The organism is Bacillus sp. FSL W8-0848, from assembly GCF_038007805.1.
Lineage (GTDB): Bacteria > Bacillota > Bacilli > Bacillales > Bacillaceae > Bacillus > Bacillus glycinifermentans.
The window spans coordinates 2,325,131-2,342,772 of sequence record NZ_JBBOYB010000001.1 but is presented as its reverse complement, the minus strand read 5'-3'; the positions used below and the strand labels follow the sequence as shown (position 1 = coordinate 2,342,772).

Genomic DNA, 17,642 nt, shown 5'->3' with positions numbered 1-17,642 from the left:
TTCCTCCTTGCATTAGTCTGTCAGATGGACGTATCCCGGACGCTTCCATTTGCGCTCTACTTCGACCCCGTTCTGCGGGTTGCGTTTTTTGTTGCGCGGGTTCGTTTTCGGGAGCGGCGGCGCCGCGCAGCCTCCGAGGACTTCCATCCGCACTTTCGTCTGCTTATAGGCAGGCGTGTTTGTGCGAGCATCGACTGCCGGGCCGGTTAAAAAGTTAATCGCCGATTCTTTATTTGTCGAGTTCATCGGCAGGTACAGTTCATTCGCCCGCACACGGTCGGTAATGAGAGCGGTCAATTTCACAGCGCCGTAGGGGGATACGAGCCTTACGAGAGATCCGTCACAGATTCCCCGTTCTTTTGCCAGCTCTGGCGAAATCTCAACAAAGACATCCGGCACTTTCGCTTGAATTCCTGCCGATTTATTAGTCAGGTTTCCTTCGTGGAAATGCTCAAGCATCCGCCCGTTGTTGATATGAAGGTCGTACTCCTCAGGGAATTCGGCCGGTTCTGTCCAATCGGCCAGCGCAAAGCGCGCTTTTTTGTCAGGAAAGTTAAAGCCGTCTACATAAAGGAGCGGCGTGCTTTCTCCGGTTAAGCTGCCCCAGAGAAAACTGTTCCAGCCTTCAAGCGCTTCGTACCCCGCTTTGCCGAATAGGGGGGAGAGGCTTGCCATTTCTGAGAAGATGTCTCCCGGATGGTTGTAATTCCAGTCTGCCCCGAGACGGTTTGCGATGGCCTGGATGATCTGCCAGTCGGGCTTTGAGTCCCCGAGTGCAGGGAGCGCCTGATACAGCCTTTGAACGCGGCGCTCCGTATTTGTAAAAGTTCCTTCTTTTTCAAGGGAAGGCGCCGCAGGCAATACAACATCGGCGTACTGAGCCGTTTTCGAAAGGAATATATCTTGAACGACGAGAAAATCGAGCCCTGACAAAATGTCGTGGACGCGGTTGGCGTTAGAATCGACAAGGGCCATATCTTCGCCGACGATATACATTGCTTTCATGTCGCCTTTTTCGATCGAATGAAGCATTTCGATATTATCAAGGCCAGGCGTACTGTCAATTGTTACGCCGTAAGCCTCTTCGAATTTGTTTCGTGCTTTGTCATCGGAAATATGCTGGTATCCCGGAAGCCAGCCCGGCAGCGTCCCCATGTCACAGGCGCCCTGAACATTGTTGTGCCCGCGCAGCGGATAGGCACCGGCACCGGGCCGGCGGTAGTTTCCGGTCGCAAGCAAGAGATTCGAAATCGCCGCCGACGTATCAGAGCCTCCGGTATTTTGGGTCACGCCCATTCCCCACAAGATGCAGGTGCCGTCAGCGTCCCGGATCATTTCTGCAATTTCGATCAGCGTCTGTTGTTGAATGCCTGTGATGCTTTCTGCATATTCAAGGGTATATGTTTCAAGGGATTTTTTATAATCCTCGAAGAAATTCACGTTTTCTTCAATGAACGCCTGATCATGCCAACCCTGGTCGATCATATATTTTGTAACGGCCATCAGCCATACTTGATCCGTTCCCTGGCGCGGTCTGATGAACAGGTCTGAACGTTCGGCCATTTCGTTTTTGCGAAGGTCGGCGACGATCAGCTTTTGACCGTGAAGCTTATGGGCCCGCTTGATGCGGGTTGCGAGTACCGGGTGGCCTTCGGCCGGGTTTGCGCCGACGATGATGACGAGGCCGGCTTTTGCGATATCTTTGATCGTACCTGCATCACCGCCCATTCCGACCGTGCGGAAGAGACCGTCCGTTGCCGGCGATTGGCAGTAGCGGGAGCAGTTGTCAACGTTATTCGTTTCAAAGACTTGCCGCGCCAGCTTTTGCATCAGGTAGTTTTCTTCGTTCGTAATTTTGGAAGAAGAAATAAAGCCGACAGCCCCTTTCCCGTATTGCCGGCGGAGAGAGCCTAAGCGGCTGGCAACGAGATCAAGCGCTTCCTCCCAGGTGGATTCGACGAATGCACCGTTTTTGCGGATTAAAGGTTTTGTAAGCCGCTCTTTGGAATTGACGAAATCCCAGCCGAATTTGCCTTTTACGCAGGTGGAAATAGCATTGACGGGAGCGTCTGAGACCGGCTGGACCTTCAATATTTTCCGGCCTTTCGTCCAAACCTCAAAAGAGCAGCCGACACCGCAAAACGTACAGACGGTTTTTGTCTTTTTAGTCCGTGTTTCCCGCATCGCCGCTTCTACTTCGGAAATGGCGAAAATGCTGCTGTAACCCGGCTCTACGTTTTTTACGAGGTCGATCATCGGCTCCATGACATCCTGTTTGATACCTGTCATAAATCCGGCTTCTCCGAGCATCGATTTTTCCATCAGCGCATTGCACGGGCAAACGGTGACGCATTGACCGCAGCTCACACATGAAGAATCGTTGATCGAAACGCCTTCATCCCAAATGACCCGCGGGCGTTCCCGCTCCCAATCGATGGACAGCGTTTCATTGACCTGGAGATTTTGGCACACTTCCACACACTGTCCGCACGCGATGCACTGATTCGGATCATAGCGGTAAAAAGGATGCGACATATCGACGGCAGTCGCCGGATCCTCCTTCGGCGCATAAGGGTATGTCTGCTCTTCGATGCCCATCATTTCCGCCGTATTATGCAGCTTGCAGTTGCCGTTATTATTATCGCAAACCGTACAGTAAAGCAGATGGTTTGCGAGGATACGATCCATCGCTTCCTTCTGCGCTTTTTTCACCCGCTCAGTCGAAAGGCTGACTGACATACCGTTTTCCGCTTTGAGCGAACAGGCCCGCTTCAATTTTCCGTCCGCTTCGATGAGGCAAGTGTCACAAGTTTGAATGGGATCTACCTCTGGTACGTGGCAAATTTGCGGATGCTCGATCCCGTGTTCATTCAAAATGTCTAAAACCGTGGCACCTTCCTGTCCTTCGTATTCTGTGCCGTCTATTATGATTCTGATCGGCTTTCCATCCATCATTTTTGTCCCTCCATCGTTGTCAAGAAATCAAAAAAGCCATGTACACATATACCGGTTCCCGTCCTGGCAAGCGGCATAAACATACATGGCGGAGTAGTTTACTAGCAATCCTTACTAACAGACCAATCCCAATATGTAAGAAACAGATAGATTTATAACACGTCTCCTATTATAAATCCATCAACATAACTTTTATTATAAAATGATATTTATTATAATTCAATAGAGCAGGAAAATTTTAACCAAGTTAAATGTCTAAGGTAACATCACGATATTTTGTATGGTTTAAAGGGGAAGGGGTCTGACAATGTCTAAAAAAATCCATCAGTTTAATGATATCATCCGAAAGCTGAGGAAAGAGCTGTTTGGAAAGGGGCCTGAACGGATTCATACTGTATTCGTCGACAATATGGCGGTTTCGACGCTTTACGGCAATTTGACCGCAAGCGAGCAATTTATCGCAAGTACGCCTGAAGGCAAAGAAATGGTGCATGCAGCAAGGACGAGCCTGATTCAGGATCATTATTCAAACCGGACGCCGGAAGGCTTGGAAGAGCTGATCGGCGCAAAACTGGAGCATCTGTTTTCAGACATCAAGATCAAGGAGGACATCGCCGTTTCCGTGTTTATTTTTGACCGGAACATCGATGAAGGCGACGGGGCGGCCAACGGATAAAAGGAACGGTGGATTACGGGGATGGAAATTCGCGCAAAAATGTTGCATAAGGGAGGAAAAAAGATGATACAGCTAAAGGCAGAGGATATGAGGCAGGCGGCAAAACCGCTGCTGAATGAAAGCAGCCCGACATTTGCCCACGCAATCGCAGACGGAATAATAGACGGGAAAATGTATGCTGATCATTCCGTTTCCCCGCGCAGCGCGGTTTTTCAAACACCTTCGGGAATTTATCATCTTGCCGGCAGCCCGCCTGAAAGTAAGCGGGACGAATGGCATTATTACCTGAAAGAACAAAGGAACGGCAGGCGTTTTACCGTATTTTCAGATTCGGCGGAATGGGACGCATTTTTGACAGACGGTCTGGATAATACGATTAAACAGATGAAGCGGATCGTATTTTCCTTTGTGAAAGAACCTGGACATTCCGTGAAAGACGCCGGCGCGGCATGCGTTATGTTTTCTGAAGAAGATCTGAACGAGAGCGTCCTTTTCAATGAACAGTATGCTGATGAATATTGGGGAGGAGCAGACAATTTTTTAAAGAAAGGCTTCGGTTTCAAAGCGGTCTGCGGCAATCGGACGGTTAGCGAGTGCGTTTCTATTTTTCGTTCCGACCGCTTTGCCGAGATTGACATCGCCACCGATCCGGATTTTAGGGGGCGGGGATATGCAGCCCTTTGCGCCCGGGCGTTTATTTCTTACTGTAAAGAACACAGGATGAAGCCCCGCTGGGACTGCGATCAACAAAACACGGCATCGATCCGTCTTGCAGAGAAACTGGGTTTTCGGCCGCTGAAAAATTATTCATTGTATGTCCAAAACCGGTAAGCCCGTGCGAATGTTTTTAAGCGGAGAGGACAGGTTAAAAGCAGCAGGTGAATAGAGAGTTTTTCCATTGAAACTGCAGAGCCTCTCCTTTATGATCGTATTATTGGGCTTTTGGAGGTGGAAACGATGAAAAAGTGCTTTGTGATCGCCCTCGCTTTTTTGCTCCTTCTGTCAGGATGCAGGGAAAAGCACACCAAAAAAATCGTCGCATTTGGAGACAGCAATACACGCGGTTCAAATTGGCAGTTTCGTGATTATCCAAAAGCGGAAAAATGGGTCAATTTACTCCAAACGTCAGTGCGCGGAAAATATGACATAGAAAATGCGGGTATCGGCGGAGAAACAACGGAAAATGCAAGGCTCCGATTTCAGCGCGACGTACTCGACAAGCGGCCGTCATACCTTTTGATTATGTTTGGAACGAATGATGCGGCAATACTCGGTAAGGGAGTTCCGCGCGTTTCCAAAAAAAGATTTAAAGAAAATCTCTATTATTTTGTCAAAAAAAGCAGGCAGAGCGGCATAGAACCGGTTTTAATGACGTGCCTACCGCTCGTTGAAGGCAGCGGAAACAACATATTTTATTATGCGAGGTATCGTGCTGCTTCGTTTGATCAATACGGAGGCGCGAGAAAGTGGCATGATTCCTATAATGATGTGACAAGAGAAACGGCCCGAAAGCTGCATGTACCATTGATTGACAATTGGAAAAACATCGTGAACAAGGCGGGCGGAGCCACTGATGAGAACTTGATTAAATCGGGGTTCATCGACCCATCGGGAAATCACTTAACCCCAAAAGGCGCGAGAATTATTTTTGAAGGCATTGACAAAAGCCGGGTCATAAAAACTTCCTGATATACGGTCAAAGGCCTAGCCATTTCTCTTTTTTAGTACATAGGCTGTTACTGTAACTGTCCTAAGGGAGGGATGACATCCTATGACCACTGGATTCCCGTTTCCGGCCGGTCCGTTTCCTTTTCCGGGCTACGCCGGATATACCGGTGCCGCATACGGCTATGCTTTTGTAGTCGTTCTTTTGGTGGTTCTTTTGGTGATCGGCGGTTTTTATTGGCTGAGTCCTTACGGCTTCTTCAAGTAGCACCTCTTTTAAAGAGGTGTTTTTTCGTTAAAACAGTAGTAAGCATATTATTCAAGTGATATAATAGCAACCTAAGTGAAAAAAGCCCAAGAACGCCCGGGAATGCTTAACTACGAGGAGACAGAAAGCAGATGACCGAGCGACCTTCTCTTCATTTCAGTTTCAATCAGCTCGATGAATTCGCGGTTTAAATTCATCTCATTTGCTTTAATGTATGATTCTATTAAAAGTTCATCAGACAGCTTTCTCATACTCGGTACCCATTTAATGGGGAAGACACCTCCTTATATAATTGGAATAACGTGTTTGAGGTCAGCATATCATGTTATGTTATGCGATCTTTGGTTGAAGTACCTATAATCTACCATGAATATTTGGCGAGAACAATCGTTCTGTTATCCACACCAAAAAGTGGATAACTTGTGGGTATCATGTTTATAATTTAATAAAAGGTCGATGAAATAAGAGTGGATACTGTGTGTAATTTTATCCACACCTGTTGAAGAATCCTATTATATGTCGAAAACTTTTCGGGGAGCCGATGTTTTAAGACACTTTTAGATTTGATTCGACACTTTCAGAAAGCAGCAGTATATAGAAAGGAAAGGGTGCGGCTTGTGTTAAAAAAGTTTTTTTTGCCGGATGAATTTGTAAAAAATATTTTTCATATTACCCCTGAAAAACTAAAAGAGCGGAATGTAAAAGGAATTATTACAGATCTTGATAATACCCTAGTGGAATGGGACAGGCCGAGCGCCACGCCGCGTCTGATCGAATGGTTTGAGGAAATGAAGGAGAATGGCATTAAAGTAACAATCGTTTCAAATAATAATGAAAAGCGCGTCAAATTATTTTCTGAACCGCTCAATATTCCGTTTATTTATAAAGCGAAAAAGCCGATGGGCAGAGCTTTTCGAAAAGCCGTTAAAAACATGGGGCTCAAAAAGGAAGACGTTGTCGTCATAGGAGATCAGCTGATGACTGACGTGCTCGGAGGCAACCGCAACGGCTTTCACACGATTTTGGTTGTTCCTGTAGCCGCTTCAGACGGCTTTTTTACGCGTTTTAACCGGCAGATAGAACGCAGAATCCTGAGCTCATTAAAACGGAAAGGCCATATTCAGTGGGAGGAGTAATCAATGGAAAAGGTAGTTTGCATCGGATGCGGAGTCACCATCCAAACCGAAAACGAAAATGAACTAGGCTATGCGCCAGAAGCTTCATTATTAAAGGATGACGTCATCTGCCAGCGCTGTTTCAGGCTGAAAAACTATAACGAAATCCAGGATGTCTCCCTGACGGATGATGACTTTCTAAAAATTTTGCACGGCATCGGGGAAACCGATTCGCTCATTGTGAAAATCGTCGATATTTTTGATTTTAACGGGAGCTGGATTAACGGGTTAAACCGGTTTGTCGGAGGCAACCCGATTCTGTTGATCGGAAACAAGGCGGATATTCTTCCCAAATCGGTCAAACGCGAGCGCCTCGTTCACTGGATGAAGCGCGAAGCGAAAGAGCTCGGTTTGCAGCCTGTTGACGTATTGCTTGTCAGCGCAGGACGCGGGCATGGAATGAAGGAAGCGATCGAAGCGATCGAGCATTACAGGCAAGGCAAAGACGTTTATGTCGTCGGCTGTACGAATGTCGGGAAATCAACGTTTATCAACCGGATCATTAAAGAAGTGTCAGGAGAAGGGGATATCATTACGACGTCCCAGTATCCGGGTACTACGCTTGATACGATTGAAATCCCTCTTGACGACGGGTCATCGATGTACGATACACCGGGTATCATCAACCACCATCAGATGGCACACTATGTCGCAAAGCAAGACCTGAAACTATTGACGCCGAAAAAAGAATTAAAGCCGCGCACTTTTCAGCTGAACGAAGAGCAGACGCTGTTTTTCGGCGGGTTGTCCCGGTTTGACTATGTAGCGGGCGGCAGGTCTTCGTTTGTATGTTATATGCCCAATCAAATAAACATCCATCGAACAAAGCTTGAAAATGCGGATCAGCTTTATGAAAAACACGCGGGTGATATGCTGGCGCCTCCTGCTAAAGAAGACCTTGACTCATTTCCTGAGCTTGTAAAACACACCTTTACGATCAAGGAGCCAAAAACCGACGTGGTGTTCTCCGGTCTGGGCTGGGTGACGGTTCAGGGGGCGAATCAACGGATTGTCGCCCACGCGCCTAAAGGCGTTCACGTGTTTGTGCGAAGATCTTTAATATAAGCTGGGGGAGAGAGCAATGAAACCGATATACGGACTGATTGGAAATCCGGTGGCCCATTCCATGTCGCCCGACATCCATAATGCGGCCTTGAAAGACCTTTCATTAGACGGGTATTACCACGCTTTCCGGGTTGAAAGCGATGATCTGGAAGATGCGGTGAAAGGAATGCGGGCGCTCGGCATTCAAGGATTTAACGTGACGGTTCCCCATAAGGTGGAGATCATGAAATATCTTGACCGCATCGATGAAAGCGCCAAAGTGCTCGGGGCGGTAAACACTGTCAGAAGAGAAAAAGAACAGCTGGTCGGATATAATACGGATGGAGAAGGATTTTTAAAATCGCTGAAGCAATCCCTTGATCAGCCTGTCAGCGAGCTTTCGATCTTGATCATCGGAGCAGGGGGAGCGGCCCGAGCGATCTTTACGACCCTCGCAGCAGAGAAGCCGAAGCGGCTCGATGTGGCGAATCGCACGCCTGAAAAAGCAGAAGCTTTCGTTCGCCTTTATGATGGAACGAAAGCGATGTCCTTATCAGAAGCAGAGGGTGACTTGTCTGTGTACGACGTGCTGATCCAGACCACCTCAGTCGGCATGCACCCGAACGTGGATGATGTTCCGCTTTCATTGGCCCGCGCGAAAGAAACGTGCCTTGTATGCGACATTATTTATAACCCGTTGAAGACCGTTTTATTAAAAGAAGCTGAGGCAAAGGCCTTAAAAACGTTGAACGGCGTCGGCATGTTCATCGGCCAGGCCGCGCTCTCTTTCGAATTGTGGACAGGCCGCGAGCCTGATATGGAAAAAATGAAATCAATCGTTTTACGAAAACTAGGAGGAAAAGAATGTTAACTGGAAAACAAAAACGCCATTTGCGCCGGGAAGCGAATCATCTGACACCGATCTTTCAAGTCGGAAAAGGCGGAGTCAATGAAAATATGATCAAACAAATCAGTGATGCGCTCGAAGCGAGAGAACTGATCAAAGTAAGCGTGCTTCAAAACTGCGAGCAGCCAAAGAATGAGGTGGCGGAGGCTTTGGCAAGCGGCGCCTGCGCCGAACTCGTGCAGACGATCGGAAATATCATCGTGCTGTACAAGGAGTCCAAAGAAAACAAACAAATCGAGCTTCCTTAAGGTTTAAAGGTGGTAAACATGAAGAAAATTGGGGTTTTCGGAGGGACGTTCGATCCTCCGCACAACGGGCATCTGTTAATGGCGAATGAAGTGCTTTACAAAATGGATCTCGACGAAATCTGGTTTATGCCCAATCAAATTCCGCCGCATAAACAGGAAAACTCTTTTTCAGAAAGCCATCACCGCGTTGAAATGCTGAAGATCGCCATTTCGGGAAAAGAGCGTTTTAAATTGGAGACGATTGAGCTCGAAAGGGAAGGGCCTTCGTATACGTTTGATACGATCCGGCTCTTAAAAGAACGGTATCCGGATCATCAGTTTTATTTTATTATCGGTGCGGACATGGTGGAGTACTTGCCGAAGTGGTCGAATATTGACAAGCTGGTGGGAGAGATCCAATTTGTCGGAGTCAAGCGTCCCGGCTTTCAAATTGATACGCCATATCCGCTCGTTTTCGTGGATGTTCCGGAATTTGAGGTTTCATCCTCCTTGCTCAGGGAGCGCATCAAAAACCGTCAGCCGACTGATTACTTGCTTCCTGACGAAGTGAAGGTCTATGTAAAGGAGAATCGTTTATATGAAACGTGATCAAGCCCTTGCCTGTGTAAAAGAACAGCTGACAGAGCAGAGGTATACGCATACGATCGGCGTAATGGAAACGGCGGTAATGCTTGCGGAACGGTTTGGCGCAGATGTGAAAAAGGCCGAAACCGCCGCGATTTTTCATGACTATGCCAAGTTTCGTCCGAAAGAGGAAATGAAACAAATCATTTTAAACGACAACAAATCGCTTGATGTGCTCGATTTTCATCATGAGCTTTGGCACGCGCCGGCAGGAGCAGTACTTGTCAAAACGGAGGTCGGCATTGCGGACGAAGACATTTTGTCGGCGATCAGATACCATACGTCGGGAAGGCCCGGCATGACGCTTTTGGAAAAAGTCATTTATGTCGCGGACTATATTGAACCGGGCCGCTGCTTTCCGGGTGTTGACGAGGTTCGCGTGCTTGCCGAAGAAAACTTGGATCTTGCGCTCATCCAGGCGCTGAAAAATACGATCACCTTTTTAATGACGAAAAACCAAGCCGTTTTTCCGGACACGCTGGCGACATATAATGCGTTAGTAAAAGAAAGACAATAGGAGGAATTAGTGAATGGATCAAGCTTCAATTTTAAAAATTGCCGCTGAAGCCTGCGACGATAAACGAGCGGAAGATATTATCGCAATGAATATGCAGGGGATTTCCCTTGTGGCCGATTATTTCCTGATCTGCCACGGGAACTCAGATAAGCAGGTACAGGCAATTGCCCGGGAAATTAAGGATCGGGCTGAAGAAAATGGAATCGATGTAAAGAAAATGGAAGGGTTTGACGAGGCCAGATGGATCTTAATCGATTTGGGAGATGTCATTGCCCACGTTTTCCATAAAGAAGAAAGAGGCTATTACAACCTTGAAAAACTATGGGGAGATGCTCCTCTTGAAGATCTCTCATTCGGAGCCAATTAATGATTTATCAAGGATTTTCAGGCGTTTATGACAGACTGATGGCTCACGCCCCGTATGATCAGTGGGTCGAATGGATTGAGAAGTCGCTTTCGGCGATGAAAAAGGAGCATATTCGGATTCTTGATCTCGCGTGCGGCACCGGGGAAATTTCCGTTCGCCTTGCTGAGAAAGGATATGATGTCACAGGTGTTGACATCAGCGGGGACATGCTGGCGCAGGCGCAGCAAAAAGCTGCCGGCCGGCAGCTTCCGATCCGTTTTTTTCAGCAGGATATGCGCGATTTATCAGGGCATGAACAAGAATTTGACGCGGTTGTCATTTGCTGTGATTCCTTAAATTACTTAAAAGATGAAAAAGACGTTTTAGACACCTTTAAAAACGTTTTTTCTTTATTGAAGGATGACGGACTTCTTTTATTTGACGTCCATTCCGTCTACAAAATTGACGACGTTTTTCCCGGGAGCACATACGCAGATCAGGATGAAGATGTCAGCGTGATCTGGCAAAGCTATGAGGGAGAAGCCGTTCATTCGGTCATTCACGATTTGACATTTTTCGTGGAAAATGGGGGCGTGTATGACCGTTTTGATGAAACCCATGAACAGCGGACATTTGAAACCGAAGAATACACCCGCTTGTTAAAAACGGCAGGATTTTCCGTACAGCAGATAACCGCCGATTTTTCAGACCGAAAGCCTGATGCGGATACAGAGCGTCATTTTTATACGGCAAAAAAAGCTAAAACCATCGTTTGACATGACGATGGTTTTAAAAATGCCATTTTCCATAGTTGAGTATCTGCGCCACATATGAAACAATGAATCAGACCTGAAATTGCTTTTTGACCAAAGCGATATCCTCTTCATACTTCAAGTGTGTGTTGCGGAACATCTGGCGGAACATGTCTTGAACACCGATTTCCAGCGCCTTGATCCCCTCGCCGGTTACCCCGCCTTTTACACAAACCTTTTTCTGCAGTGTCGGCAGCGTGTACAGCTCTGTTTCGAGAAGTCTCCCCAAGCCGACAAGCATTTCCTTGGACATCAAAATAGCGTCCTCTTTTGACACCGATGTTTCTTCAACGGCTGCCTGGATAAATTCCTGAATTAAGTAGCTCATAAAGGCGGGACCGCAGCTGACGATATCCGAGGCAACACGGGTGATGCCGTTTTCGATTTCCAAAGGAATCGAAATCTTCTCCATCAGTCCTGTGATTTTTTCCTTTGTTGCTGCATTGCAGCTCTTACCGAATGTTAAAAGCGAAACGCCCGATAAAGCCCTGTTGGTGATGCTCGGGATCACCCTTGCAGCCTGACAGGAAACGACCGTTTCCAGCTGTTCGACCTGGACGGGGCTCGTTATCGTGATCACAATCTGATCCGGTGTGAAAACAGGCGCTAAACGCTTTAACAGAGGGTATATATCGTGCGGCTTTACACAAATAAATACGGCCTCGCTTTCGGCAACGGCTTCTTCCGGCCGCTCTCTGACCCGGATGTCTGGAAATCGCTTTTTTATGTTTAACGCTTTGCCGATCGTTCTGTTTGTAATGGTTAAAGATGAGGGAATGACCGCTTCGGATTCAATTAACGCCTCGATAAGTATAGTCCCCATGTTTCCCGTCCCGATAAAGCCGATATTCAATCGTTCTCCCCTCCTTTAAACGTGTATCTTTTAAACGATATGACCGCTCCAGTTAAAATATGTATGGAAGCAGGTGAGTTGTTGATGAACAGGCTGAAGCGCTACAAATGGCCAGCGGCCGGAGGGATACTTGCAGCACTTTTTATCATCGCAGTCGCTGTGATGTCAAACATACGCAGCGAACCAGCCGGGAGCAATGCTGTGCCGGCAGAGGCCGCCGCTTCTTCATCCGGCCGTGCTGCCAAAAAGGAAACGAAAGAAAACGACGAAATTGTGATCGATCTGAAGGGCGCCGTCAAAAAGCCCGGCGTTTATGAGATGAAGGCGGGCGAGAGGGTGCATCATTTGCTGAAAAAGGCGGGAGGTACCGTGAAAAATGCAGAAGAGAAACAAGTCAACCTGGCCGCTGTCCTTCAGGATGGGATGGTGATTTATATTCCGTATGAAGGCGAGGAAGGCGTTCAAACCGGTGCGGGAGGAGGATCATCATCGACAGCGGGGGGCGAAGCAGAAACGGTTAACATTAATACCGCTTCATCGGAAGAGCTTCAGGCGATCCCGGGCGTCGGACCTTCAAAAGCGGAAGCGATCGCAGCATACCGTGACGAGAACGGTCCGTTTCAAACGGTGGAAGACATTACAAACGTTTCAGGCATCGGAGAAAAAACATTTGAAAAAATAAAATCGTCAATATCAGTGAAGTAAATTGACGCCAAAGGACAATCATATGTAAACTTAGGGAAGTCTTACATCGTATTTGGAGGGAATTCAACGTGGAACGCATTTCTTGGGATCAATACTTCATGGCGCAAAGCCATTTGCTCGCGCTTCGCAGCACTTGTACAAGGCTCGCTGTCGGGGCGACGATTGTCAGGGATAAACGAATTATAGCAGGGGGGTACAACGGGTCAATCGCCGGAGGGGTCCACTGTGCAGATGAAGGATGCTACCTTATCGACGGGCATTGTGTCAGGACCATTCACGCGGAAATGAATGCGATCCTTCAATGCGCAAAATTCGGAGTGCCGACAGAAGGCGCTGAAATATATGTAACTCACTTTCCGTGCATCCAGTGCTGTAAATCAATTATTCAATCAGGCATCAAAACCATATATTATGCAAAGGATTATAAGAATCATCCGTACGCAGTTGAGCTTTTTGAACAGGCTTCGGTCAGGGTGGAACAGGTAGAACTTGACGAAATGATTATCGATTTGAAAAATCGGGAGAAATTATCGTTTGTTGCAGATCTGATACAGAAGCTGTCAGAGGCGGGGCTTGAAGAAGCGGAGATCAGAAAAATACATGAACAGGCGAATAAGCTGTTTACGAGCTACGTGTAATGTAACATGGGCACCTACCGCATCCTTCCTTGCGGAGCAATTTCGGCGGCGGCCGGAATTGCTTCTGCTCAAAGCTCCTCTCTTCTCCCCTTAGCCGCCTTTTTATGTCTGTTTTTCATCCTCTGTCTGATTAAAAAACAATTTTTTCTTTTTATCATTTGTACACTTGTTTGCGGTTTTTATTTTGGTTATTTTCTCATCATCGACAGATCGAATACGTCGAGTTACCGGGAAGGCGCGTACCATGCGGCTGTATCGATTCGCGATATTCCCAGAATCGACGGGGACCGTCTCGCTTTCACAGCCGAAACGGCTGAAGGAGAGGCCGTGAAAGCGGGTTACATCATAAAGTCCCTGCAGGAAAAAGCGGCGCTATCAGCGCTCGATCCGGGGAGCACGTGTTTTATGAAAGGCGAATTAAAAATGCCTAAAAAAGAGACTGTACCCGGGACGTTTGACTATAAAGAATATTTGCGCCAGCAGGGCATTCACTGGAATTTTACGGTTCAGTCGATCGAAAACTGCAAGTCCGGCGGCGTCCTGATGCCGTTTTTGCTGAAAATCCGCAAGGCCGGACTTGTTTTTATAGAAAAAAATGTACCAGAATCATCAGCTGGTATTGTGCAGGCGCTGACGTTCGGCGACAGGTTTCTGATCGAGCAGGAAGTGATTGACGGATATCAAACGCTCGGGATCATCCACCTTTTGGCGATTTCCGGGCTTCACATTGGGATTATTTCAGCAGCTTTTTTCTACATTTTGCTGCGGATCGGCATGACGAGAGAATGTGCAAAATGGTCGTTGATCATCATGCTCCCCGTTGCCGCCGTGTTAACAGGAGGGGCACCCTCTGTGCTGAGAGCGGCGTTCATGACAGAAATTTACCTCGTTTCTTCATTGTGCAAGAATCGTCTAAGGGGCGCCCAGGTGATCAGCATCGCCTTTCTCGGACTTTTGTTATACAGCCCTTATATGCTGTTTCAGGCCGGTTTTCAGCTCTCCTTTGCAGCGTCATTCGTCTTTATTCTCTCGAAGAAAATACTAGTAAAGCCTAAACGTCAAGCCGCCCGGCTATTGCTTTCCTCCTTTGCGGCCCAGCTCGGTTCTCTTCCGATTCTTCTCTTTCACTTTCAAGAGTTTTCATTTCTCAGCGTGCTGATGAATCTATTTTTTATACCGTTTTATGTGATGGCTGTTATGCCGCTGTCATTGGCCGGTCTATCGGCATTATGGATTGCGCCCCCGCTTGGGGAACTTGCAATCGGTGCACTCGATGCGCTGCTCCGGTGGAGCCATGTTGTGGTTAAAACTGTTTCTTCCGTTGATTTCTTCACATATTCGGCCGTCCAGCCGGATGTCCTCCAGTTGCTTTTTTACCTTGTTGCAATATGTTTTCTTTTCATCTCCATGGAAAGAGAGGCCTCTATTCAAAGGCTCATCATCCCGGTTTGTCTGCTTGCCTGCGCTTTTTTGTTTCACGCCTCCGCGCCGTATCTCACCCGTGAAGGGGAAGTTACGGTGCTAGATATCGGGCAGGGTGACAGCATATATGTCAGCGCGTCCGGACAAAACGGACGTGTCTTGATCGATACAGGGGGAATCGTTTCTTTCAAAACTGAGGAATGGCGAAAAAGGAAACATGAGTTTTCCTTGGGAGATCGAGTGTTAATGCCGTTCCTCGCTTCAAAAGGGGTGAAAAAACTCGATGCATTAATTTTGACTCATGCTGATCAGGATCATATTGGAGAAGCTGAAGTTTTGATCAGGAAGCATAAAGTGAAACAACTGATTGTGCCGATCGGTTATGCTGCTGAGCCGGCGGATGAAAAGCTCCTCCGCTTCGCTGCGGAAAGGGGCGTGGATGTGAGAACAGCCAAAAGGGGAGACCGTTTGAAGATCGGTGATCTGGTATTTGACGTTCTTTCGCCGGAGACAGCGAACGGAAGCAGCAAAAATAACGGTTCCCTCGTTTTATGGATGAAGGCTGGCGGCTTCAGTTGGCTGTTAACAGGCGACTTGGAACAGCAGGGCGAGCGGGAGATCATCGAAGCCTATCCGGATCTGAAAGCCGATATTCTGAAAGTCGGCCATCATGGCAGCAAAGGATCGACAGGGGAGGAATTGATCAAACAAATCGAGCCGAAAATCGCGCTCATCTCCGCTGGGGAACACAATCGCTACGGCCATCCGCATGAGGAGGTGCTGGAGGTTTTAAAGCGTCATCAGGTCAAGGTGTTCAGGACGGACCGGGACGGGGCGGTTCAGTACCTATTTAAAAGAGGGGACGGAACGTTTTTGCTTCATCCTCCATATGATACAGTATATTCCCCGTAACAGAAAAAAGACTGCGTCTAAGCAGTCGGCAGCTGGCGGAAAGAATTCATTTTTAAGTTTGTGTTAAGCAACATGTGCGACCGGAGTCAATCCGGTTTTGATCATCCGGCCAGATGTATGACAGTAGCGATGATAAACATTACAGCAAAGAATCCAAAACTCACGACAAAACCGACACCCGAGTCTACAAGATCGTTACGTTTGCTTTGTACGTCTTTTTCAAATTCATTCACAATTTACCCCTCCTATTTGTATCCAGTATAATTCAATTCTTTAGAAAAATCTAGAAGCTTCCTGCAACCGTTTTCTACATTTTATGAACATCGTCTTTTATAAACTGACCCGGGGGTTTATAGAAGGCGTTTATTATAAATGAGAGAGCGGATGACTCCGTTTCTCTCTTTACTATTTGCAAAACACGCTTTAGGATAGAAGGGAAGGATGAAAGAGAGGAAAGTACAGATGACGGTATTTGATGTTTGGAGAAGCTTGAAAAAAGGCGATATTCATCCTGTTTATTGTTTGTACGGAAAAGAGACATATCTGCTGCAGGAGACGGTTCAAAGGATTAGACAAGCCGTCGTTGACGAAGAAACAAAAGACTTTAACCTTTCCGTATTTGACCTGGAAGAAGATGCTCTCGATCTTGCTGTTGAGGATGCTGAAACCTTTCCTTTTATGGGGGAGAGGCGTCTCGTCGTTGCCAAAAATCCGACTTTTTTAACGGCTGAAAAAAAGAAAGACAAGCCTGAGCACAACCTTGAGGCTCTTGAAGCTTATATTGCGCAGCCTGCGCCGTATTCCGTATTTGTTTTGCTGGCTCCGTACGAAAAGCTTGATGAACGAAAAAAGCTGACAAAGCTGCTGAAAAAACACGCGGATATGGTCGAGGCAAAGGAGCTGAACGGGCCTGAAACGGCTGACTTTATTAAAGGCCTCGCCAAATCAGAGGGGAAGCAAATCGATTCAGGCGCGGCGGAAGAGCTGGTCATTCTGTGCAATGCGAGCCTGTCGGCCATTGCTCAAGAGGTCAAAAAGCTCAGTACATATATCGGAGACCGTGATGAAATCTTGCTGGACGACGTCAGAAAGCTCGTCGCAAGGGGGCTTGAGCAGAATATTTTCGAATTGATCAACAAGGTCGTCAATCGCAGGCGGACGGAGGCGCTTCAGATTTTTTACGACCTTTTGAAACAGAATGAAGAACCGATTAAAATGATGGCATTGATCGCCAATCAGTTCCGCCTCATATTGCAAACGAAATATTTTTCACAGCAAGGTTACGGACAGAAGCAAATTGCCTCAAACCTGAAAGTCCATCCTTTCAGAATCAAGCTGGCGATCGATCAGGCGAGGCTGTTTTCCGAAACGGAGCTCAAAAGCATCATGGAGCAGCTCGCCGTGATGGATTATGAAATTAAGACAGGAAAAAAGGACAAGCAGCTGCTGCTTGAGCTGTTTTTGCTGAAGCTTTTGCAGCCGAATGAATAAAGCGGCCCTCAACAGGAGGCCGCTTTTTTTAATAGCAAGCAAAAAAGCTTGGCAGGGCCAAGCTTTCTTTTATGCAGAAAGTCCGTTCACTTTTTTCGCTAAGTTTGATTTGTAACGAGCCGCAGTATTTTTGTGGACAAGACCTTTTTTCGCTGCTTTGTCGATTTTCTTCGCTGCAACGGATAAAGCTGCTTTTGCTTTGTCTGCTTCGTTGTTGCTTACAAGTGTTTCAACTTGTTTGATCGCAGTACGCATTGCAGATTTGATCGTCGCATTGTGTGCGCGGCGCTCATTGTTTGTTTTTGTGCGTTTGATCGCTGATTTAATGTTTGGCAATGTGTTTCACCTCCTAAGAAATAACCTCTGTTCCTTTTTCTATAGGTT

Annotated in this window: 21 protein-coding genes; 16 read left to right on the top strand and 5 right to left on the bottom strand. The window is 47.2% G+C overall.

Annotation, left to right across the window (positions count from 1 at the left end):
* Nucleotides 1-12: 12 nt before the first annotated feature.
* Nucleotides 13-2,955: a formate dehydrogenase subunit alpha gene (gene fdhF / locus NSQ39_RS12240; RefSeq protein WP_335497993.1), complete on the bottom strand. Its 2,943-nt coding sequence runs from the start codon at nucleotides 2,953-2,955 to the stop codon at nucleotides 13-15.
* Between the two features lie 307 nt (nucleotides 2,956-3,262).
* Here fdhF and NSQ39_RS12235 point away from each other — a divergent pair, with 307 nt between their 5' ends.
* The 4 genes from NSQ39_RS12235 to NSQ39_RS12220 all read left to right on the top strand — a co-directional run bounded on the left by NSQ39_RS12235 (nucleotide 3,263) and on the right by NSQ39_RS12220 (nucleotide 5,564).
* A complete protein-coding gene (locus NSQ39_RS12235) occupies nucleotides 3,263-3,631 on the top strand; it encodes a DUF2294 domain-containing protein (protein WP_175076591.1) in 369 nt (122 codons plus the stop codon).
* A 63-nt stretch (nucleotides 3,632-3,694) separates the two neighbouring features.
* Nucleotides 3,695-4,462 carry a GNAT family N-acetyltransferase gene (locus NSQ39_RS12230; RefSeq protein WP_175076592.1) on the top strand — a complete coding sequence of 256 codons (768 nt, stop codon included), beginning with the start codon at nucleotides 3,695-3,697 and terminating at the stop codon, nucleotides 4,460-4,462.
* 126 nt (nucleotides 4,463-4,588) lie between these two features.
* A complete protein-coding gene (locus NSQ39_RS12225) occupies nucleotides 4,589-5,320 on the top strand; it encodes an SGNH/GDSL hydrolase family protein (protein WP_335497996.1) in 732 nt (243 codons plus the stop codon).
* An 82-nt stretch (nucleotides 5,321-5,402) separates the two neighbouring features.
* A complete protein-coding gene (locus NSQ39_RS12220; RefSeq protein ID WP_164918162.1) occupies nucleotides 5,403-5,564 on the top strand; it encodes a hypothetical protein in 162 nt (53 codons plus the stop codon).
* A 110-nt stretch (nucleotides 5,565-5,674) separates the two neighbouring features.
* Here NSQ39_RS12220 and NSQ39_RS12215 read toward each other — a convergent pair whose 3' ends face one another.
* Entirely contained in the window at nucleotides 5,675-5,815 is a 141-nt protein-coding gene (locus NSQ39_RS12215) for a sporulation histidine kinase inhibitor Sda (RefSeq protein ID WP_046131754.1), read from the bottom strand.
* Nucleotides 5,816-6,181: 366 nt separating this feature from the next.
* Between NSQ39_RS12215 and NSQ39_RS12210 the strand changes: the two genes are divergently transcribed.
* From NSQ39_RS12210 to NSQ39_RS12175, 8 genes are read left to right on the top strand one after another with little or no spacing between them, the layout of a single operon-like run.
* Nucleotides 6,182-6,700 (top strand): YqeG family HAD IIIA-type phosphatase, encoded by a 519-nt coding sequence (locus NSQ39_RS12210; protein ID WP_046131755.1) that lies wholly within the window; start codon nucleotides 6,182-6,184, stop codon nucleotides 6,698-6,700.
* Between the two features lie 3 nt (nucleotides 6,701-6,703).
* On the top strand, nucleotides 6,704-7,804 hold the full coding sequence (gene yqeH / locus NSQ39_RS12205) for a ribosome biogenesis GTPase YqeH (RefSeq protein ID WP_046131756.1): 1,101 nt from the start codon (nucleotides 6,704-6,706) through the stop codon (nucleotides 7,802-7,804).
* Nucleotides 7,805-7,820: 16 nt separating this feature from the next.
* Nucleotides 7,821-8,654 (top strand): shikimate dehydrogenase, encoded by an 834-nt coding sequence (gene aroE / locus NSQ39_RS12200; protein ID WP_335498001.1) that lies wholly within the window; start codon nucleotides 7,821-7,823, stop codon nucleotides 8,652-8,654.
* Nucleotides 8,648-8,938 carry a ribosome assembly RNA-binding protein YhbY gene (yhbY, locus tag NSQ39_RS12195; RefSeq protein WP_335498003.1) on the top strand — a complete coding sequence of 97 codons (291 nt, stop codon included), beginning with the start codon at nucleotides 8,648-8,650 and terminating at the stop codon, nucleotides 8,936-8,938. The genes aroE and yhbY overlap by 7 nt, the downstream gene beginning before the upstream one ends.
* Nucleotides 8,939-8,956: 18 nt before the next feature.
* Entirely contained in the window at nucleotides 8,957-9,526 is a 570-nt protein-coding gene (locus tag NSQ39_RS12190; RefSeq protein WP_046131759.1) for a nicotinate-nucleotide adenylyltransferase, read from the top strand.
* Complete coding sequence (yqeK, locus tag NSQ39_RS12185) at nucleotides 9,516-10,079, top strand: bis(5'-nucleosyl)-tetraphosphatase (symmetrical) YqeK (RefSeq protein WP_175076594.1); 564 nt, start codon at nucleotides 9,516-9,518, stop codon at nucleotides 10,077-10,079. The genes NSQ39_RS12190 and yqeK overlap by 11 nt, the downstream gene beginning before the upstream one ends.
* Nucleotides 10,080-10,092: 13 nt before the next feature.
* Nucleotides 10,093-10,446, top strand: a complete 354-nt coding sequence (rsfS, locus tag NSQ39_RS12180; RefSeq protein ID WP_335498007.1) for a ribosome silencing factor — start codon at nucleotides 10,093-10,095, stop codon at nucleotides 10,444-10,446.
* Complete coding sequence (locus NSQ39_RS12175; RefSeq protein WP_046131762.1) at nucleotides 10,446-11,201, top strand: class I SAM-dependent DNA methyltransferase; 756 nt, start codon at nucleotides 10,446-10,448, stop codon at nucleotides 11,199-11,201. Before rsfS ends, NSQ39_RS12175 begins: the two co-directional genes overlap by 1 nt.
* A gap of 67 nt (nucleotides 11,202-11,268) precedes the next feature.
* Here NSQ39_RS12175 and comER read toward each other — a convergent pair whose 3' ends face one another.
* A complete protein-coding gene (comER, locus tag NSQ39_RS12170) occupies nucleotides 11,269-12,090 on the bottom strand; it encodes a late competence protein ComER (protein ID WP_175076596.1) in 822 nt (273 codons plus the stop codon).
* 84 nt (nucleotides 12,091-12,174) lie between these two features.
* On the opposite strand from comER, the gene NSQ39_RS12165 reads away from it, so the two are divergent.
* The 3 genes from NSQ39_RS12165 (at nucleotide 12,175) to NSQ39_RS12155 (ending at nucleotide 15,767) form a co-directional block, all read left to right on the top strand.
* Nucleotides 12,175-12,795: a helix-hairpin-helix domain-containing protein gene (locus NSQ39_RS12165; protein WP_438823808.1), complete on the top strand. Its 621-nt coding sequence runs from the start codon at nucleotides 12,175-12,177 to the stop codon at nucleotides 12,793-12,795.
* A gap of 68 nt (nucleotides 12,796-12,863) precedes the next feature.
* Nucleotides 12,864-13,433 (top strand): ComE operon protein 2, encoded by a 570-nt coding sequence (locus NSQ39_RS12160; RefSeq protein ID WP_175076598.1) that lies wholly within the window; start codon nucleotides 12,864-12,866, stop codon nucleotides 13,431-13,433.
* 6 nt (nucleotides 13,434-13,439) lie between these two features.
* Complete coding sequence (locus tag NSQ39_RS12155; RefSeq protein WP_335498015.1) at nucleotides 13,440-15,767, top strand: DNA internalization-related competence protein ComEC/Rec2; 2,328 nt, start codon at nucleotides 13,440-13,442, stop codon at nucleotides 15,765-15,767.
* 101 nt (nucleotides 15,768-15,868) lie between these two features.
* Here the strand turns inward: NSQ39_RS12155 and NSQ39_RS12150 are convergent, their stop codons facing one another.
* Complete coding sequence (locus NSQ39_RS12150; protein ID WP_048355472.1) at nucleotides 15,869-16,000, bottom strand: YqzM family protein; 132 nt, start codon at nucleotides 15,998-16,000, stop codon at nucleotides 15,869-15,871.
* Between the two features lie 229 nt (nucleotides 16,001-16,229).
* Here NSQ39_RS12150 and holA point away from each other — a divergent pair, with 229 nt between their 5' ends.
* Nucleotides 16,230-17,258 (top strand): DNA polymerase III subunit delta, encoded by a 1,029-nt coding sequence (gene holA / locus NSQ39_RS12145; protein WP_175076604.1) that lies wholly within the window; start codon nucleotides 16,230-16,232, stop codon nucleotides 17,256-17,258.
* 69 nt (nucleotides 17,259-17,327) lie between these two features.
* On the opposite strand, the gene rpsT is transcribed toward holA, so the two are convergent.
* Nucleotides 17,328-17,594 carry a 30S ribosomal protein S20 gene (gene rpsT / locus NSQ39_RS12140; protein WP_046131769.1) on the bottom strand — a complete coding sequence of 89 codons (267 nt, stop codon included), beginning with the start codon at nucleotides 17,592-17,594 and terminating at the stop codon, nucleotides 17,328-17,330.
* Nucleotides 17,595-17,642: the final 48 nt, after the last annotated feature.